The organism is Pseudomonas idahonensis, from assembly GCF_037903935.1.
In the GTDB taxonomy this organism is placed as follows: Bacteria; Pseudomonadota; Gammaproteobacteria; order Pseudomonadales; family Pseudomonadaceae; genus Aquipseudomonas; species Aquipseudomonas danubii.
On sequence record NZ_CP149586.1, the window covers coordinates 287,936 to 302,893 of the forward strand.

At 63.6% G+C, this 14,958-nt stretch carries 13 protein-coding genes; 6 read left to right on the forward strand and 7 right to left on the reverse strand.

Annotated elements, in window-relative coordinates; translation table 11 throughout:
• Positions 1-30: 30 nt before the first annotated feature.
• Genes WIN67_RS01315 through lpdA form a run of 6 tightly spaced genes read left to right on the forward strand, consistent with a single transcriptional unit; the run spans position 31 to position 6,006 of the window.
• Entirely contained in the window at positions 31-987 is a 957-nt protein-coding gene (locus tag WIN67_RS01315) for an acyl-CoA desaturase (RefSeq protein ID WP_102862645.1), read from the forward strand.
• Positions 988-1,038: 51 nt separating this feature from the next.
• Positions 1,039-1,359 carry an acyl carrier protein gene (locus WIN67_RS01320; RefSeq protein WP_102862646.1) on the forward strand — a complete coding sequence of 107 codons (321 nt, stop codon included), beginning with the start codon at positions 1,039-1,041 and terminating at the stop codon, positions 1,357-1,359.
• A gap of 18 nt (positions 1,360-1,377) precedes the next feature.
• A complete protein-coding gene (locus WIN67_RS01325; RefSeq protein WP_170001983.1) occupies positions 1,378-3,357 on the forward strand; it encodes an alpha/beta fold hydrolase in 1,980 nt (659 codons plus the stop codon).
• 37 nt (positions 3,358-3,394) lie between these two features.
• On the forward strand, positions 3,395-3,592 hold the full coding sequence (locus WIN67_RS01330; RefSeq protein ID WP_102862648.1) for a rubredoxin: 198 nt from the start codon (positions 3,395-3,397) through the stop codon (positions 3,590-3,592).
• 36 nt (positions 3,593-3,628) lie between these two features.
• Complete coding sequence (locus tag WIN67_RS01335) at positions 3,629-4,555, forward strand: alpha/beta hydrolase (RefSeq protein WP_170001985.1); 927 nt, start codon at positions 3,629-3,631, stop codon at positions 4,553-4,555.
• Complete coding sequence (gene lpdA, locus WIN67_RS01340; RefSeq protein ID WP_339070524.1) at positions 4,552-6,006, forward strand: dihydrolipoyl dehydrogenase; 1,455 nt, start codon at positions 4,552-4,554, stop codon at positions 6,004-6,006. The genes WIN67_RS01335 and lpdA overlap by 4 nt, the downstream gene beginning before the upstream one ends.
• A gap of 60 nt (positions 6,007-6,066) precedes the next feature.
• Here lpdA and tauD read toward each other — a convergent pair whose 3' ends face one another.
• The 7 genes from tauD to WIN67_RS01375 all read right to left on the reverse strand — a co-directional run bounded on the left by tauD (position 6,067) and on the right by WIN67_RS01375 (position 14,600).
• The gene (gene tauD, locus WIN67_RS01345) at positions 6,067-6,906 is read right to left on the reverse strand and encodes a taurine dioxygenase (RefSeq protein WP_339070526.1); all 840 of its coding nucleotides are present in this window, start codon (positions 6,904-6,906) and stop codon (positions 6,067-6,069) included.
• A 272-nt stretch (positions 6,907-7,178) separates the two neighbouring features.
• Positions 7,179-8,018, reverse strand: coding sequence for a taurine ABC transporter permease TauC (gene tauC, locus WIN67_RS01350; RefSeq protein ID WP_102882185.1), 840 nt, complete (start codon positions 8,016-8,018; stop codon positions 7,179-7,181).
• The gene (gene tauB, locus WIN67_RS01355) at positions 8,015-8,809 is read right to left on the reverse strand and encodes a taurine ABC transporter ATP-binding subunit (RefSeq protein ID WP_339070527.1); all 795 of its coding nucleotides are present in this window, start codon (positions 8,807-8,809) and stop codon (positions 8,015-8,017) included. The genes tauC and tauB overlap by 4 nt, the downstream gene beginning before the upstream one ends.
• Positions 8,810-8,836: 27 nt before the next feature.
• Positions 8,837-9,814 carry a taurine ABC transporter substrate-binding protein gene (tauA, locus tag WIN67_RS01360; RefSeq protein ID WP_102882184.1) on the reverse strand — a complete coding sequence of 326 codons (978 nt, stop codon included), beginning with the start codon at positions 9,812-9,814 and terminating at the stop codon, positions 8,837-8,839.
• Positions 9,815-10,093: 279 nt separating this feature from the next.
• Positions 10,094-11,677 (reverse strand): glutamate--cysteine ligase, encoded by a 1,584-nt coding sequence (gene gshA / locus WIN67_RS01365; RefSeq protein ID WP_102862654.1) that lies wholly within the window; start codon positions 11,675-11,677, stop codon positions 10,094-10,096.
• Between the two features lie 215 nt (positions 11,678-11,892).
• On the reverse strand, positions 11,893-12,276 hold the full coding sequence (locus WIN67_RS01370) for a PaaI family thioesterase (protein WP_011058654.1): 384 nt from the start codon (positions 12,274-12,276) through the stop codon (positions 11,893-11,895).
• On the reverse strand, positions 12,276-14,600 hold the full coding sequence (locus tag WIN67_RS01375) for a Tex family protein (RefSeq protein WP_102882182.1): 2,325 nt from the start codon (positions 14,598-14,600) through the stop codon (positions 12,276-12,278). The genes WIN67_RS01370 and WIN67_RS01375 overlap by 1 nt, the downstream gene beginning before the upstream one ends.
• Positions 14,601-14,958 lie beyond the last annotated feature (358 nt).

The following is a 14,958-nucleotide window of genomic DNA, read 5'->3' on the forward strand; positions in this document are numbered from 1 at the left end:
TGCCGGTCCTTACCTCACAGGAAGCTATTCATGGACGAGATCCTCACAACCACGGCGACTCCAGAGATCAGCGGTGTCGCGCAGCTGAGTCCGGCAGCCGCCAGAACCAAGGCACGCATTGCGCTGGCGGTGATGCTGGTGCCCCTGTTCGGTGCCTTCGAGGCGATCCGCTTGTGGGTCACCGGTCAGGTGCACGCCCTGGACTTCATCCTCTTCGGGGTGTTCTACGCGATCCAGATGTTCGGCGTCTCCATGGGCTATCACCGCTACCTGGCCCATCGCGCGTTCAAGACCTCGCGTCTGATGAGCAGCCTGATGCTGATCGCCGGCTCCATGGCGGCCCAGGGGCCGATCCTGTTCTGGGTCACCACCCATCGCCGGCATCACACCTACAGCGATCAGCACGGTGATCCGCATTCGCCCAACCTCATGGGCCAGAGCCGCCTGGAGCGCGCCAAGGGCCTGTGGCATGCGCACATGCCGTGGATGCTGGCGCCGGACATGTCGAGCTGGAACTTCTTTGCCCCCGACATCCTGCGTGACCGTCGGCTGTTCTTCTACAACCAGACCTACCTGTTCTGGGTCGCCCTGGGCGTGGTGTTGCCGGGGATCATCGGCGGCCTGGTCACCCAGAGCTGGTCCGGTGCCTGGAGCGGCCTGATCTTCGGCGGCCTGGCGCGGATCTTCGTGGCCAACCAGGCGGCCTGGTGCGTGGGCTCCATCTGCCACCGCTATGGCGCCCGGCCGTTCGTGACCCACGACCAGAGCACCAACAACTGGATTGTCGCGTTCCTCACCTTTGGCGAGGGGCTGCAAAACAATCACCACGCATTCCCTGCCTGGTACCGGCATGGCGTGCATTGGTGGGAGCCCGACTTGTCGGGCTGGACACTGGCGTTAATGGGCAAGCTGAGACTGGTCTCAGACCTGCGTTCACCGTCCCAGGCAATGATCGACAAAGTCCGTAAGCGTCAGGCCGCATCCTGAACAACGGGATCGTCTGATCTGTAAACCACCCTACTCATCAAGGAAGATCCTATGTCCAACTTCATTTCCAATTTGCTGAGCACTCTGAGCTTCTCGGAGAAAAAACAGGCGGCGGTCGAACTCAACGAAGAGAGCATCAAGCATTGGCTGGTGCAGAAGATGGGCACGCTGCTGAAGATCGATCCGTCCCAGGTCGATACCGCCCGCAGCTTCGAGTCCTACGGCCTTGACTCGCTGGTGGCGGTGAAGGTGGCGGGCGACCTGGAGAAATTCATGGAGCAGCGCCTGTCCCCGGCCTTGCTGTTCGAATACTCCAGCATCGATGACTTGTCCAAATACCTGGCCAACGAACTGACCACATCCGAAGTTTGACTTCGCAGGAGCTTGGCCATGGCCATTGCACAGATGCCTTCGCAAAAAAACGATAAATTCAATGACCTGCTTCGACGCTCACAGGAGATCGAAGGCCTGCGCCTGACGGACGCAATCCCCAAGCACCTGTATCAGCCTCGGGTCTGGCGCGGGATGCTCAGCTTCGTCGTCAGCTACATGCTCTACATCGGCGCGATAGTGGCGGTCGCCCACGTGCACTGGATGTTCTACCTGCCGCTGTGGCTGGTGGCGGGCTTGGGCGGCTGGGGTCTGTTCTGTGTGGCCCACGATTGCGGGCACAACTCGTTCTCGCGCAATCGCAGCTTCAACCACATTCTCGGGCATATCGCCTTGCTGCCGTTGCTGTACCCGTTCCACGGCTGGCGCCATATGCACAACATGCACCACGCCAACACCAACAACCTGGAAATGGACGTCGACTGGCGCCCGGTACTGCGCGTGCAGTACGACGCCATGCCCTGGTGGGACAAGCTGGTCTACAGCAGCACCCGCACCTGGCTGTTCTGGCTGGGCACGGTCAACTACCAGCGCCACTCTGGCTTCCGTCCGTCCATGTTCCACAAGCTCGAAGCGCGCAACGAAGTGCGTCGTTCGATCCTGTTCATGGTGGTGGCTGCGCTGATCTACCTGCCGACCCTGGTGTACTTCACCGGCTTCACCGGGCTGTTCCTGTACTTCGTTGCCCCGTGGCTGGCGACCCATGCCTGGTTCAGCCTGACCACCATGATGCACCACATCAGCGATGAGACTCCGTTCCTGACCAAGGAGCACTGGAGCTTCAACAGCAGCCGACTGCTGCTGACCACTGACTACATGTACCCCAAGTGGCTGCTGTTCCTGACCCACTACATTTCGGTGCACACCGCGCACCACGTGGCGCCGATCATTCCCCACTACAACCTGCCCGAAGCCCAGGCAGCGTTGAAGAACGCCTTCCCAGGGATGGTCAGGGAAAAACCCATGACCGTGCAGGATGTCTGGCACGTGGCGCGCAACTGTCACCTGTACGACCCGGTCAATGGCTTCTATGAGTCCTTTGACCGGCCGGCCCAGGCCGCCGAGGGGCAGAACACGCCGGGCGCCAAGGCGGCCAACAGTCCTCTGACCCTGAAGCAGCAGCTGCTGCGCAGCTACATGGGCATTCTGGGGTCGCTCTCGGTGGACAGCGCCGGTGCCAAGGCCACGGATCTGTTCGGCTACACCCGGGAATACATCAAGCAACCCGACAAGGAAATGAGCCCCCTGGGCGCCCAGCGTTTCCATATCAAGGGCATCGCCGGCGTTCCTCACGGCTATCAATGGGGCACGGGCGACCAGACCATCCTCCTGGTCCATGGCTGGGGCGCAGACAGTCGCAGCCTGTACTCCTTCACTCGCGTCCTGCAGCGCCAAGGCTTCAAGGTCGCGACCTTCGATGCACCGGCCCACGGCATCTCGCCGGGCTCCTTGAGCACCATGACCGAGTTCAAGGACGCGGTGAAAGCAGCCATCGTCGCCCTGGGTGACGTGGTGGGAATCGTCGCCCACTCCCTGGGCGGTATCGCCGCCACCGGGGCCCTGGCGGAACTGGCCGAGACCCATCGGATCAAGGCCCTGTGCCTGCTGGGCTCGCCGGCCAACCTGCCGGTGGTGATCCAGCGCTGGGCCAACGGTTACCTCAAGCTCAAGCCGGCGGTGGTCCAGGCCATGCACCGTGAACTGTGGAAGCGCAACGGCGTGCCGGTCCAGCACTGGGACATCCCGGCCCTGGGCAACGGCCTGCAGTTGCCGACCCTGGTGCTGCACGACCTCAACGACCCGATCGTGCCGTTCTGCGAAGCGCAGCAGATCACCACGCTGATGCCTTGGGCGAAGCTGGAGCCAGTGTCCGGGCTCGGCCATGTGCGCATTCTCTCCGATGCCGCGGTGCTGGAGCAGGTGGCGCAGTTCCTTGTACAGAACATCAAGGTGGCCGAAGTGGCTCAGGCCAGCGCATGAGCACAACGCACAACCTTTTGACGATGGTTAACCACCCATGACGACCTATGCTGAAAGCGCCGTGACCGAGTCCGGCCTGTGGATGTGCCTGATCTGCGGCTGGATCTACGATCAACGGCTGGGCGATCCCGATTCGGGGGTGCCTCCGGGCACTGCCTGGGATGACATTGCCGAAGACTGGACCTGTCCGGAATGCGGCGTGAGCAAGTTGGATTTCAACATGGTGAAGCTGTAATCCAGCGCTGAACCCTGTAGTCGATGAGGAAGCAAGATGGCGACCCAAGAGCAAGCGTCGGCACCCGCCAAGGGCCGGCGTAGCAGCTTCAAGAAAATGCTCTTCAAGGGCATTTACAACGGGGTTCTGGGGCTGCTGCGTTGCAGCTTCTGGATGGAGTCGCGGCTGCTTCCTCGGCGTGCTGCAACGCGTGCGCTGAAGCTGTTCACCACGCCACAACGGCTGCGCCAGCATTTTCCGCTGACGCTGCCCAGCGCCACGGTGCAGGACCTGGAAACCGAGGAAGGGCGGCTGCGTTGTTTCCGCTGGACCCCGCAGCAGGTCCGGCGCCGGGTGGTGCTGGTGCATGGCTGGAGTGGCGCCAGTACCCAGTGGCAGTACCTGATTCCGCTGTTGCTGGAGGAGGGCTGTGAAGTGCTGTCCTTCGACTGCATCGGCCATGGCGGCAGCGGCGGTCGGCAAGCCTCGCTGCCGACCTTCGTCAGCATGCTGGATCAGGTGCAACAACAGCTGGGGCCGTTCGACACGGTGATCGGGCACTCCCTGGGCGGGGCTGCCGCCGGGTATGCCTTGAGCACCCCGGTCGGCAAGGGCTTCGAGCGGGCGGTGCTGGTGGCTGCGCCGGCCGACATCGAAAACGTCGTTCGGCGTTTTGCGGCATTTCTGTGGATCAACGATGACGTCAGACAACGCATGCAACTTCTGGTTGAGCAACGCTATCAGAAGGACATGCGCAGCTTGGCGGTCAGTCGTTATGGCCACCAGGTGGATATCCCGGTGCTGCTGGTGCATGACCAGCAGGATCAGGAAGTCCCGGCAGATGACCTGCAATCCTTCGCTGAAGGCTTGCGTCACCGGCAAGTCCTGCAAACCCGCGGGCTTGGCCACCTGAAAATTCTCAAGGACAGGGCGACCATGGGAGCTGTGGTCGAGTTTGTCTGTGCAAAGGACGGCAATCTATGAGTGAACAATACGATGTGATCGTGATCGGCGCGGGTCCTGGTGGCTATGTCGCGGCGATCCGGGCGGCGCAGCTGGGACTGAAGACGGTCTGTATCGAGCGCTACAAGGGCAAGGACGGCAAGACCGCCCTGGGTGGCACCTGCCTCAATGTGGGCTGCATTCCTTCCAAGGCATTGCTGGACAGCTCTCATCACTATTACGAGGCGCGCAACGGTTTTGAAGTGCACGGCATTGGCATCCGCAATCCGCAGATGGATGTGCCGGCCATGCTGGCGCGCAAGGACAACGTGGTGCGCAATTTCAACGGCGGCATCGCCTCGCTGTTCAAGGCCAATGGCGTGGCCCTGCTGGAAGGTCACGGCAAGTTGCTGGCCAACAAGGAAGTGGAAGTCACCGCGGCCGACGGCAGCACCCAGCGCATCAGTGCCCCCAGCATCATCCTCGCCCCCGGCTCCCGCCCCATCGACATCGCCGCCGCACCGCTGACCGACAAGGTGATCGTCGACTCCACCGGAGCCCTGGAATTCACCCACGTGCCCAAGCGCCTCGGGGTGATCGGCGCCGGCGTCATCGGCCTGGAACTGGGCTCGGTCTGGGCCCGCCTGGGCGCCGAAGTGACGGTGCTCGAAGCCCTCGACAGCTTCCTGCCGGCAGTGGACGTGCAGATCGCCAAGGAGGCGCAGAAGATCTTTGGCAAGCAAGGCCTGGATATCCGTCTGGGGGCCCGGGTGACGGCATCCGAAGTGCAAGGCGACAGCGTCAAGGTCAGCCTCAGCGAGGGCGGCGAGGACAAGCAGCAGACCTTCGACCGCCTGATTGTCGCCGTGGGTCGTCGGCCCCTGACCACCGATCTGCTGGCCGCCGACAGCGGTGTGCAGTTGGACGAGCGTGGCTTTATTCATGTCGATGGCCAGTGCCTGACCAGCGTGCCTGGGGTGTTCGCCATTGGCGACGTGGTGCGCGGCCCGATGCTGGCGCACAAGGCGTCGGAGGAGGGGGTGATGGTGGCCGAGAGCCTTGCCGGGCATCACCATCCGCTCAATTACGAGCTGATCCCGTCAGTGATCTACACCCACCCGGAAATCGCCTGGGTTGGCCAGACCGAACAGGCCCTCAAGGCCCAGGGCATCGAACTGAACATCGGCACCTTCCCATTCTCCGCCAGCAGCCGGGCCATGGCGGCCAACGACACCGCCGGGTTGGTCAAGGTCATTGCCGATGCCGGCACCGACCGGGTACTTGGGGTGCATGTGATCGGCCCGGGCGCTGCGGAACTGGTCCAGGAAGGCGCGATCGGCATGGAGTTCGGCACCAGCGCCGAAGACCTGGGAATGATGGTGTTCTCCCACCCGACCCTGTCCGAAGCCCTGCATGAAGCTGCCTTGTCGGTGAATGGCCAGGCGATTCATATCGGCAATCGCAAGAAGAAAGCTCCCTCCAGCGTCAAATAGCCCGCTGTCCCCGGCTTCGCTCATTCAGCGGGGCCGGGGCCTGCTGCATCTCCCCGCGTTTCAGCGAAAGAACGGCACATCCCCCAGAATGGTCGCGCGCTGCATCACCCGGCGCTGTGGACGGTAGTCGTCCACGGCATAGTGCTGGGTCACGCGGTTGTCCCAGAACGCCACGTCGTTTTCCTGCCAGCGCCAGCGGATGGTGAACTCCGGGCTGGTGGCGTGGGCAAACAGCAGCTTGAGGATGGCCGCGCTTTCGCTCTCCGATAGTTCGTTGATCTTGGTGGTGAAGCCGTCGTTGACGAACAGCGACTGGCGGCCGTTCACCGGATGGGTACGGATCACCGGGTGCGACAGCGGCGGGTTCTTGCGCCGGGCTTCCTCCCAGCGCGCCAGGTCTTCGGGGGTGTTGCCGAAGCGTTCCAGAGGGAAGGACTTGATGAACTCGTGAGTGGCAGTCAGGCCCTGCAGCAGGTTCTTCAGCGGCTCGGACAAGGCTTCGTAGGCGGCGATGCCGCTGGCCCACAACGTGTCGCCGCCGAACGGCGGCAGCAGCTTGGCGCTGAGCACCGCGCCCAGGGCCGGGGTTGGCAGGAAGGTCACGTCGGTGTGCCAGATGGCGTTGTCGCGCACGTCGGTTTCAGCGGTGTCGAGGATCAGTATTTCCGGCTGTTCCGGCACATTGGGGTAGATCGGGTGAATGTGCAGGTCACCGAAGTGGGCGGCGAAGCGTGCTTGCTGCTGTGGGGTGATCGGCTGGTCGCGGAAGAACAGTACTTGATGCCTGAGCAGCGCCTGCTCGATGGCGTCGCGCTGTTCGACGCTGAGCGGTTGGCTGATATCGACGCCACTGATCTGGGCGCCGAGGGCGGAGCTTAAAGGGGTGATGGTCAGGCTCATGGTCGTTCTCTTGTTCGGCGCCCATTTGTTGGCGTGGTCGGATTCGGTTTATCTGCATCAAACTAAAAAACGGTTGCGCTGGCGGTGTCGTGACCCTGTAGCCGCTGTCGAGAGCCTTGGCGAGGCTGCGAACGGCGGCGCAGTAGATGCAAACCCATGCAACGAGGCCTTCTTCATCGATTGCTGCGAGCGCTACGCGCTCGGTCGCAGCCTCGCGAGGGCTCGGCAGCGGCTACAGGTGAACCGCGTGCGGGGCAGGCGGCGCACGCAGGTCAGTGGGATTGGCCGTGCCAGGGCACCAGCTTGCGTTGCAGGGCGCGCAGGCCCATTTCCATGGCGAAGGCGATCAGGGCAATCACCAGTATCCCCAGCAGCACCACATCGGTGACCAGGAACTGCGCCGCGGATTGCACCATGAAGCCCAGGCCGCTGGTGGCGGCAATCAGCTCCGCCGCCACCAGGGTCGACCAGCCCACGCCCAGGCCGATGCGCACGCCGGTGAGAATGTCCGGCAGGGCGCTGGGCAGGATCACGTGGCGAATCAGTTGCGCCCGGGTCGCGCCCAGGGACTGGGCGGCGCGCAGCTTGGCCGGGTCGACGGTGCGCACGCCGGTGGCGGTGGCGATGGCAATCGGGGCGAAGATCGCCAGATAAATCAGCAGCACCTTGGACAGCTCGCCAATGCCGCACCAGATGACGATCAGCGGCAGATAGGCCAGTGGCGGAATCGGCCGGTAGAACTCGATCAAAGGGTCGAGCACGCCCCGGGCGATGCGGTTGGCGCCAATGGCGATGCCCACCGGAATTGCCGTCAGCACGGCAAAGCCCAGGGCCAGGCCGATGCGTTGCAGGCTGGCTGCCAGGTGCTGCCAGAGGGTGGAGTCCATGTAGCCGCTGGTGGCCAGCAACCAGCCCTTTTGCAATACGGCGGCAGGGGGCGGCAGGAACAGCGGTTCGATCAGGCCGCTGGCAGTGACCGCCCACCACAGGGCCAGCAGGGCGATCAGAGTCAGCACGCTGATCCAGCGGGTGCTCAGGCTACGACGCACCGGCAGGGGCGCTTTCGGGTTGGCATCGCGGGTCGTGGTGGCGGGAATCTCGTAGCTGCTCATGGGCGCTCCTGCTGCTGGGTGGCGCTGCGTTGGGAGAACACCCGGGACAGCACGTGCTCGCGGGTTTCGATGAACAGCGGGTCGGACTTGATCGCCCGCGCCGACTCGCCGGCGGCGTAGCGCTGGCCGAAGTCCAGGTTCAGGCGCTCGACGATCTGCCCCGGGTTGGGTGCCAGGAGGATCAGGTCGGTGGCCAGGAACACTGCTTCCTCGATGTCGTGGGTGATCAGGAACACCGGCTTGGCGGTGCGCTGCCAGACTTGCAGCAACAGCTCCTGCATCTGCTCGCGGGTGAAGGCATCCAGGGCGCCGAAGGGTTCATCCATCAGCAGCACGCGCGGGTCGGCGGCCAGGGCGCGGGCCAGGCCCACGCGCTGTTTCTGTCCACCGGAGAGTTGCCAGATGCGGCGCTTGTCGAAGCCGGCCAGGTCCACCAGGGCGAGCATCTCCCGCGCCCGGGCTTCGCGTTGATCCCGGGCGATGCCGGCCAGTTCCAGGCCGAAGGCGACGTTGCCCAGCACGTCCTGCCAGGGCAGCAGGGCGTCGTCCTGGAACACCACGCCACGCTCGGCGCTGGGGCCCTTGACCGGCACGCCGTCGAGGCTGATGCGCCCGGCGCTGGGATCGACGAAGCCGGCAATCAGGTTCAGCAGCGAGGTCTTGCCACTGCCGGAAGGCCCCAGGGCGACCAGCAGTTGCTGTGGCCCCAGGGTCAGGGAAATATCCGCCAGCACCGGTTCGGCGGCGCCGGGGTACTGTGCGCTGATGCGCTCCAGTTGTAGCAAGGCCATGACGGCTATCTCCTGTCCGGTCGCGGGTTATTCAGGGATGAACTTGGCGCTGACGTAGGGGGCGTAGTCCGGCAGTACCGCCTCGACCTTGCCTTGTTCCTTGAGGAACACCGCGGTGTCGGTGATGGCCTTGGTGGTCGGGGCGCCGAGGCTGAGCACCTGGTCGGCGGCCAGTGGGTAGACGTTGCCTTGCAGCAGCAGCGGGATATCGCTGGCCTTGGCCCCGGAGAGCTTGACCAGCTTGTCGACGTTGCCCTGGTTGGCCAGCCAGGCTTGTGGGTCCTTGCGGTACTGGGCGTAGGCCTCCAGGGTCACCTTGGCGAAGGCGCTGACGATTTGTGGGTGCTTCTCGGCAAAATCCTTGCGCACGATCCAGGCGTCGAAAGTCGGTGCGCCGAACTTGGCCAGTTCACCAGAGGTGATCAGCACCTTGCCGTTTTCCTTGGCCACGCCCAGGGCCGGGTCCCAGACGTAGGTGGCGTCGATATCGCCGCGCTTCCAGGCGGCGATGATCGCCGGTGGCGCGAGGTTGAGGATCTGCACTTTCGAGGGGTCGATGTTCCAGTGCTTCAGCGCCGCCAGCAGGCTGTAGTGGCCGGTGGAAACGAAGGGCACGGCGACTTTTTTACCGATCAGGTCCTGAGGGCTGTTGATCGCGGAACCGTCGCGGGCCACCAGGGCTTCAGCGGCGCCGATCTGGGTGGCGATGAGGAAGGTTTGCACCGGCACCTTGCGGGTGATGGCGGCGGTCAGCGGGCTGGAGCCCAGGTAGCCGATCTGCACATCGCCGGAAGCGATGGCGGCGATGACGTCGGCGCCGTTGTCGAATTTGCGCCAGTTGATCTTGGCCTGGGTGGCTTTTTCATAGCTGCCGTCGGCTTGGGCGACCTTGGCCGGGTCGACGGTGGTCTGGTAGGCGACGGTGACGTCGGCCGCCTGGGCAAAGAAACTCGCAGCGGCCAGGGACGCGGCCGCCAGGAGGCGAAGGGGGAAATGCAGTTTCATGGGGGTGCTCCTCATAGGCGGCCGGTGATCGGCGTGGGAGGAGACTAAATGATCTAAGAATGCAGAAATAAATAACTTATTTGCATTAGCTTATGAGGTGAAATTCGTGGCCGTAGCCAGAAAAGTGTTATGGCGAGGGCGCCGGCTCTCGCCGGGTTGCAACGCGGCCCCCAGCTCAGGCCACGCGCTTATGCAGGAATACCCGGTCGCCAGGTTTGGCAGGGGCTGCGCCGCGGACGGCCGGCCGGCCTAGCGGGAGCAGGCGCCCTCGCCATGGCCCTAGTTGCTGATGGCCAGGATGCTGGCCTGGTAGGCGCCGACGAACACGTCGAAATCACCCACTTCGTTTTGCTCAAGCTCGGTCTGCTGCTCCAGGGATTTGCGCGCCGCGTCTTCGAAGGCGGCTTGCTCTTCCTTGCTCAGGGCCTGGCTGCGGAAGTGCTCGGCATGCACCTGGCTCTGGCGCAGGGAGAACTGGCTGAAGCTCTCCTTGTGCTCGCTCATGGCCGCCAGCACCTGGGCCGATGGGGTCAGGGATGAATCCTTGACCTTGGCCAGCTGGGCGTCCAGGGCCTTGCTGTGCACGTTGCTGCCGTGGCTCTGGTCGAGCAGGGCAGCCAGTGGCGCGATCTGCTCCAGCAGTTCGGCGGCCCATTCCTTCATCTCCACCGGCTGGCCCTGGCGTTGCAGTTGCAGGCCCGGACGCCGGCCTTCCTTGACCACGGCGAGGAAGTTGGAGGTGGCGTTGCCGCACTCGTTGTTCTCGAACAGCGGGCTGTCGTTGAGCGCGCAGTACAGCAGGAAGGCGTCGAGGAAGCGCGCTTCCTGCAGGTCGATGCCCAGGGGCAGGAACGGGTTGATGTCCAGGCAACGCACTTCGACGTACTGGATGCCCCGGGCCATCAGCGCCTGGATCGGCCGCTCACCGGTGTAGGTCACGCGTTTGGGGCGGATGTTGGAGTAGTACTCGTTTTCGATCTGCAGGATGTTGGTGTTCAGTTGCACCCACTCGCCATCCTTGTGGGTGCCGACCGCCACGTAAGGCGCGTAGGGCGTGGCCACGGCCTTGCGCAGGCTGTCGGTGTAGCTGTTCAGATCGTTGTAGCAAGGGGTCAGGCCGGCCTGAGCCTGGCTCTGGTAGCCCAGGTCGCTCATGCGCAGGCTGGTGGCGTAGGGCAGGTACAGGGTCTCGGCGTCCAGCTGCTCCAGCTGGTGCGAACGGCCACGCAAGAAGCCCGCGTCCAGGGCCGGCGAAGCACCGAACAGGTACATCAACAGCCAGCTGTAGCGACGGAAATTGCGGATCAGCGCGATATAGGCCGAAGACTGGTAGTCCCGGTCGCTGCCGACGAAGCCTTCGGCTTGCTTGAGCAGCGGCCACAGCTGTTCCGGCAGGGAAAAGTTGTAGTGGATCCCGGCAATGCACTGCATGGTCTTGCCGTAGCGCAGGGCCAGGCCCTTGCGGTACACGTACTTGAGCTGGCCGATGTTGGAGGTGCCGTAGTAGGCGATCGGGATGTCTTCCTCGGCCGGCAACGGGCACGGCATCGATGGACTCCACAGGTACTCGTTGCCGAGCTTGCTGTAGGCGAAACGATGAATCTTGTCGAGGCTGGCCAGGGTGTCCGCCGGGTCCGTGAGGGCCGGGGTGATGAACTCCAGCAGCGACTCGGAATAGTCGGTGGTGATCTGTTCGTTGGTCAGCGCGGAACCCAGTTCTTCCGGGTGCGGGGTCTGTGCCAGGCGGCCTTCGCCGGTAACACGCAGGCATTCACGTTCGATACCGTGCAGGCACTGCTCGAGCAGGGAGAGGTTAGCGCGCTCGCCGAGCAGAGCCAGGCGGCGGTTGAGAAGTTCGCTCAAGTTGGATTCCTTCACGCGTCAGTCGCCCCAATATGGGGGTGGGCAGGACGGTCTACAAGGGTGAAGTTAAAACTGGCGTTTTCGCCTGGTTTTTGAGTCAAGCCGACTCGCTTGAAAACGCCAATCCTTCATCCCTGAATCTGGCTTTAGCGCAGGCAAAAAACTCCGACGCCGCTTTCGCAGCGCCGAAATTAACCCAAATTCATGACAGGGAGCTATAGGACGGCGAAGGTGCCTTGTGCTTTTGCGACCAGTTTGTCGCCCTGGATCACATCCGCTTCCACCACCAGGGTGCGGCGGCCGGGGTGGATCACCTTGGCCCGGCACAGCACTTCACCCTCGGCCACGGCGCGGATGTAGTTGATCTTGCACTCGATGGTGGCGCTCTGCTGGTCAAAGCCGTGGGTGCTGGAACAGGCCAGCCCCATGGCAATGTCCACCAGGCTGAAGATCGCCCCGCCGTGCAGCTTTTGCCCGCGATTGCGCAGCTGCGGGGTCAGCTCCAGGGCGACGTCCGCCTCGCCGGTTTCCAGGCGTTGCAGACGGCAGCCGAGCAATTGGCTGAAGGCGCTTTCGGTCAGGCCGGCAGGGATCTGCATCAGCGTTTCTTCAACTGCTTGGCGTTGGCGAACAGCGAGGCCATGGCGTTGTTGCTCGGAGCGGCCGCGGTGGTTTCCTTGCGTGGTGCGTTGCCCTGGGAGGAGCGCGGCGCCGAGCCTGGACGGGAACCGCGAGCGCCGTCGATCTTCTCGCCCGGGGTGTCGCTCATGCGCATCGACAGGCCCACGCGTTTACGCGGAATGTCGACTTCCATGACTTTCACTTTCACCACGTCGCCGGCCTTCACCGCCTCACGCGGGTCTTTGATGAACTTCTCCGACAGCGCCGAGATGTGCACCAGGCCGTCCTGGTGCACGCCGATGTCGACGAAGGCACCGAAGTTGGTGACGTTGGTCACCACGCCTTCGAGGATCATCCCCAGTTGCAGGTCCTTGAGGTCTTCCACGCCATCCTGGAACTCGGCGGTCTTGAACTCCGGGCGCGGGTCGCGGCCGGGCTTGTCCAGTTCCTGGAGGATGTCGGTGACGGTGGGCAGGCCGAAGGTTTCGTCGGTGAATTTCTTCGGGTCCAGGCGCTTGAGGAAGCCGCTATCGCCGATCAGCGAACGAATGTCGCGGCCGGTGTCGGCGGCGATGCGCTGCACCAGCGGGTAGGCCTCCGGGTGCACCGCCGAGGCGTCCAGCGGGTTGTCGCCGTTCATGACGCGCAGGAAGCCGGCGGCCTGTTCGAAGGTTTTCTCACCCAGGCGCGCAACCTTTTTCAGCGCGGCGCGGGTCTTGAAGGCACCGTGTTCGTCGCGGTGGCTGACGATATTCTGCGCCAGGGTCGCATTGAGGCCGGAGATCCGCGCCAGCAATGCCACGGAGGCGGTGTTGACGTCGACGCCGACGGCGTTCACGCAGTCCTCGACCACGGCGTCCAGGCCGCGGGCCAGTTTCAGCTGCGACACGTCGTGCTGGTACTGGCCGACACCGATGGATTTCGGATCGATCTTCACCAGTTCCGCCAGGGGGTCCTGCAGGCGGCGGGCGATGGATACGGCGCCACGGATCGACACGTCCAGGTCCGGGAACTCCTTGGCCGCCAGCTCCGAGGCCGAGTACACCGATGCACCGGCTTCGGACACCATGACCTTGGTCATCTTCATGGCCGGGTATTTTTTGATCAGTTCGGCGGCCAGCTTGTCGGTCTCGCGGCTGGCGGTGCCGTTGCCGATGGCGATCAGGTCCACCGAGTGCTTGGCGCACAGCGCGGCCAGGATGCCCAGGGTCTGGTCCCACTTGTTGTGCGGCACGTGCGGGTAGACGGTGGCGTGATCCAGCAGCTTGCCGGTGGCATCCACCACCGCCACTTTGCAGCCGGTGCGCAGGCCCGGGTCCAGGCCCAGGGTGGCGCGCGGGCCGGCCGGAGCGGCCAGCAGCAGGTCGTGCAGGTTGTGGGCGAAGACGTTGATCGCCTCGGTTTCCGCGTTGTCGCGCAACTCGCCCAGCAGGTCGGTTTCCAGGTGGGTGTAGAGCTTGACCTTCCAGGTCCAGCGCACCACTTCACCCAGCCATTTGTCGGCGGGACGGTTCTGGTTCTGGATGCCCACGTGCTGGCCGATCATGCCTTCGCAGGGGTGCATGGTGCCCGGCAGCTCGTCACCGACTTTCAGCGCGGAGCTGAGAATGCCTTCGTTGCGGCCACGGAAAATCGCCAGGGCGCGGTGCGACGGCATGCTTTTCAGCGGTTCGTCGTGTTCGAAGTAGTCGCGGAACTTGGCGCCTTCCTCTTCCTTGCCGGCAACCACGCGGGCGCTGAGGGTGGCTTCCTGCTTGAGGAAGTTACGCAGCTTGTCCAGCAAACCCGCGTCTTCGGCGAAGCGCTCCATGAGGATGTACTTGGCGCCTTCCAGGGCGGCCTTGACGTCGGCCACGCCTTTGTCGGCGTTGACGAAGCGGGCGGCTTCGGCTTCCGGAGTCAGGCTTGGGTCGTTGAACAGGCCATCCGCCAGTTCGCCGAGGCCGGCTTCCAGGGCGATCTGGCCCTTGGTGCGGCGCTTCTGCTTATAAGGCAGGTACAGGTCTTCGAGGCGGGTCTTGGTGTCGGCCAGCTTGATGTCGCGAGCCAGCTCCGGGGTCAGCTTGCCCTGCTCTTCGATGCTGGCGAGGATGCTGATCCGCCGTTCGTCGAGTTCTCGCAGGTAGCGCAGGCGCTCTTCCAGATGACGCAGTTGAGTGTCATCGAGGCTGCCGGTGACCTCTTTCCGGTAACGGGCGATGAAGGGCACGGTGGAGCCTTCATCCAATAGAGCGACGGCCGCTTCGACCTGTTGTGGGCGTACGCCGAGTTCCTCGGCAATGCGGCTGTTGATGCTGTCCATAAAACCACCTGACAAATGTGTGAAAGCAGGCCCGCGGGCACGAAAGTAAGGCCCGGCGAGTCTGGTTGAGCGGCCTGGCCCGCGCCGCCACCTGGATCAAAAGGCTGGCTGTTGACCCGTGAAATCGAAAAAATACTGCCGGCCCAGGCAAATAAAAAAACTGGCCGCAGGCGTACTGATCAGATATTGCCCAACACAAAAGGCGGCGCATTATACCCAGCGTTACGGTCTTCGGGGTGATGGCCAGCCTCAGGCCGACAGCGGGTTTGCTGGCGATAGAGGAAAAATCTGCTAACAATGCACACGGTGCGTATAACGGCAGCTACGCCATAATGCGCACCGAGATTAGAGGAGCATC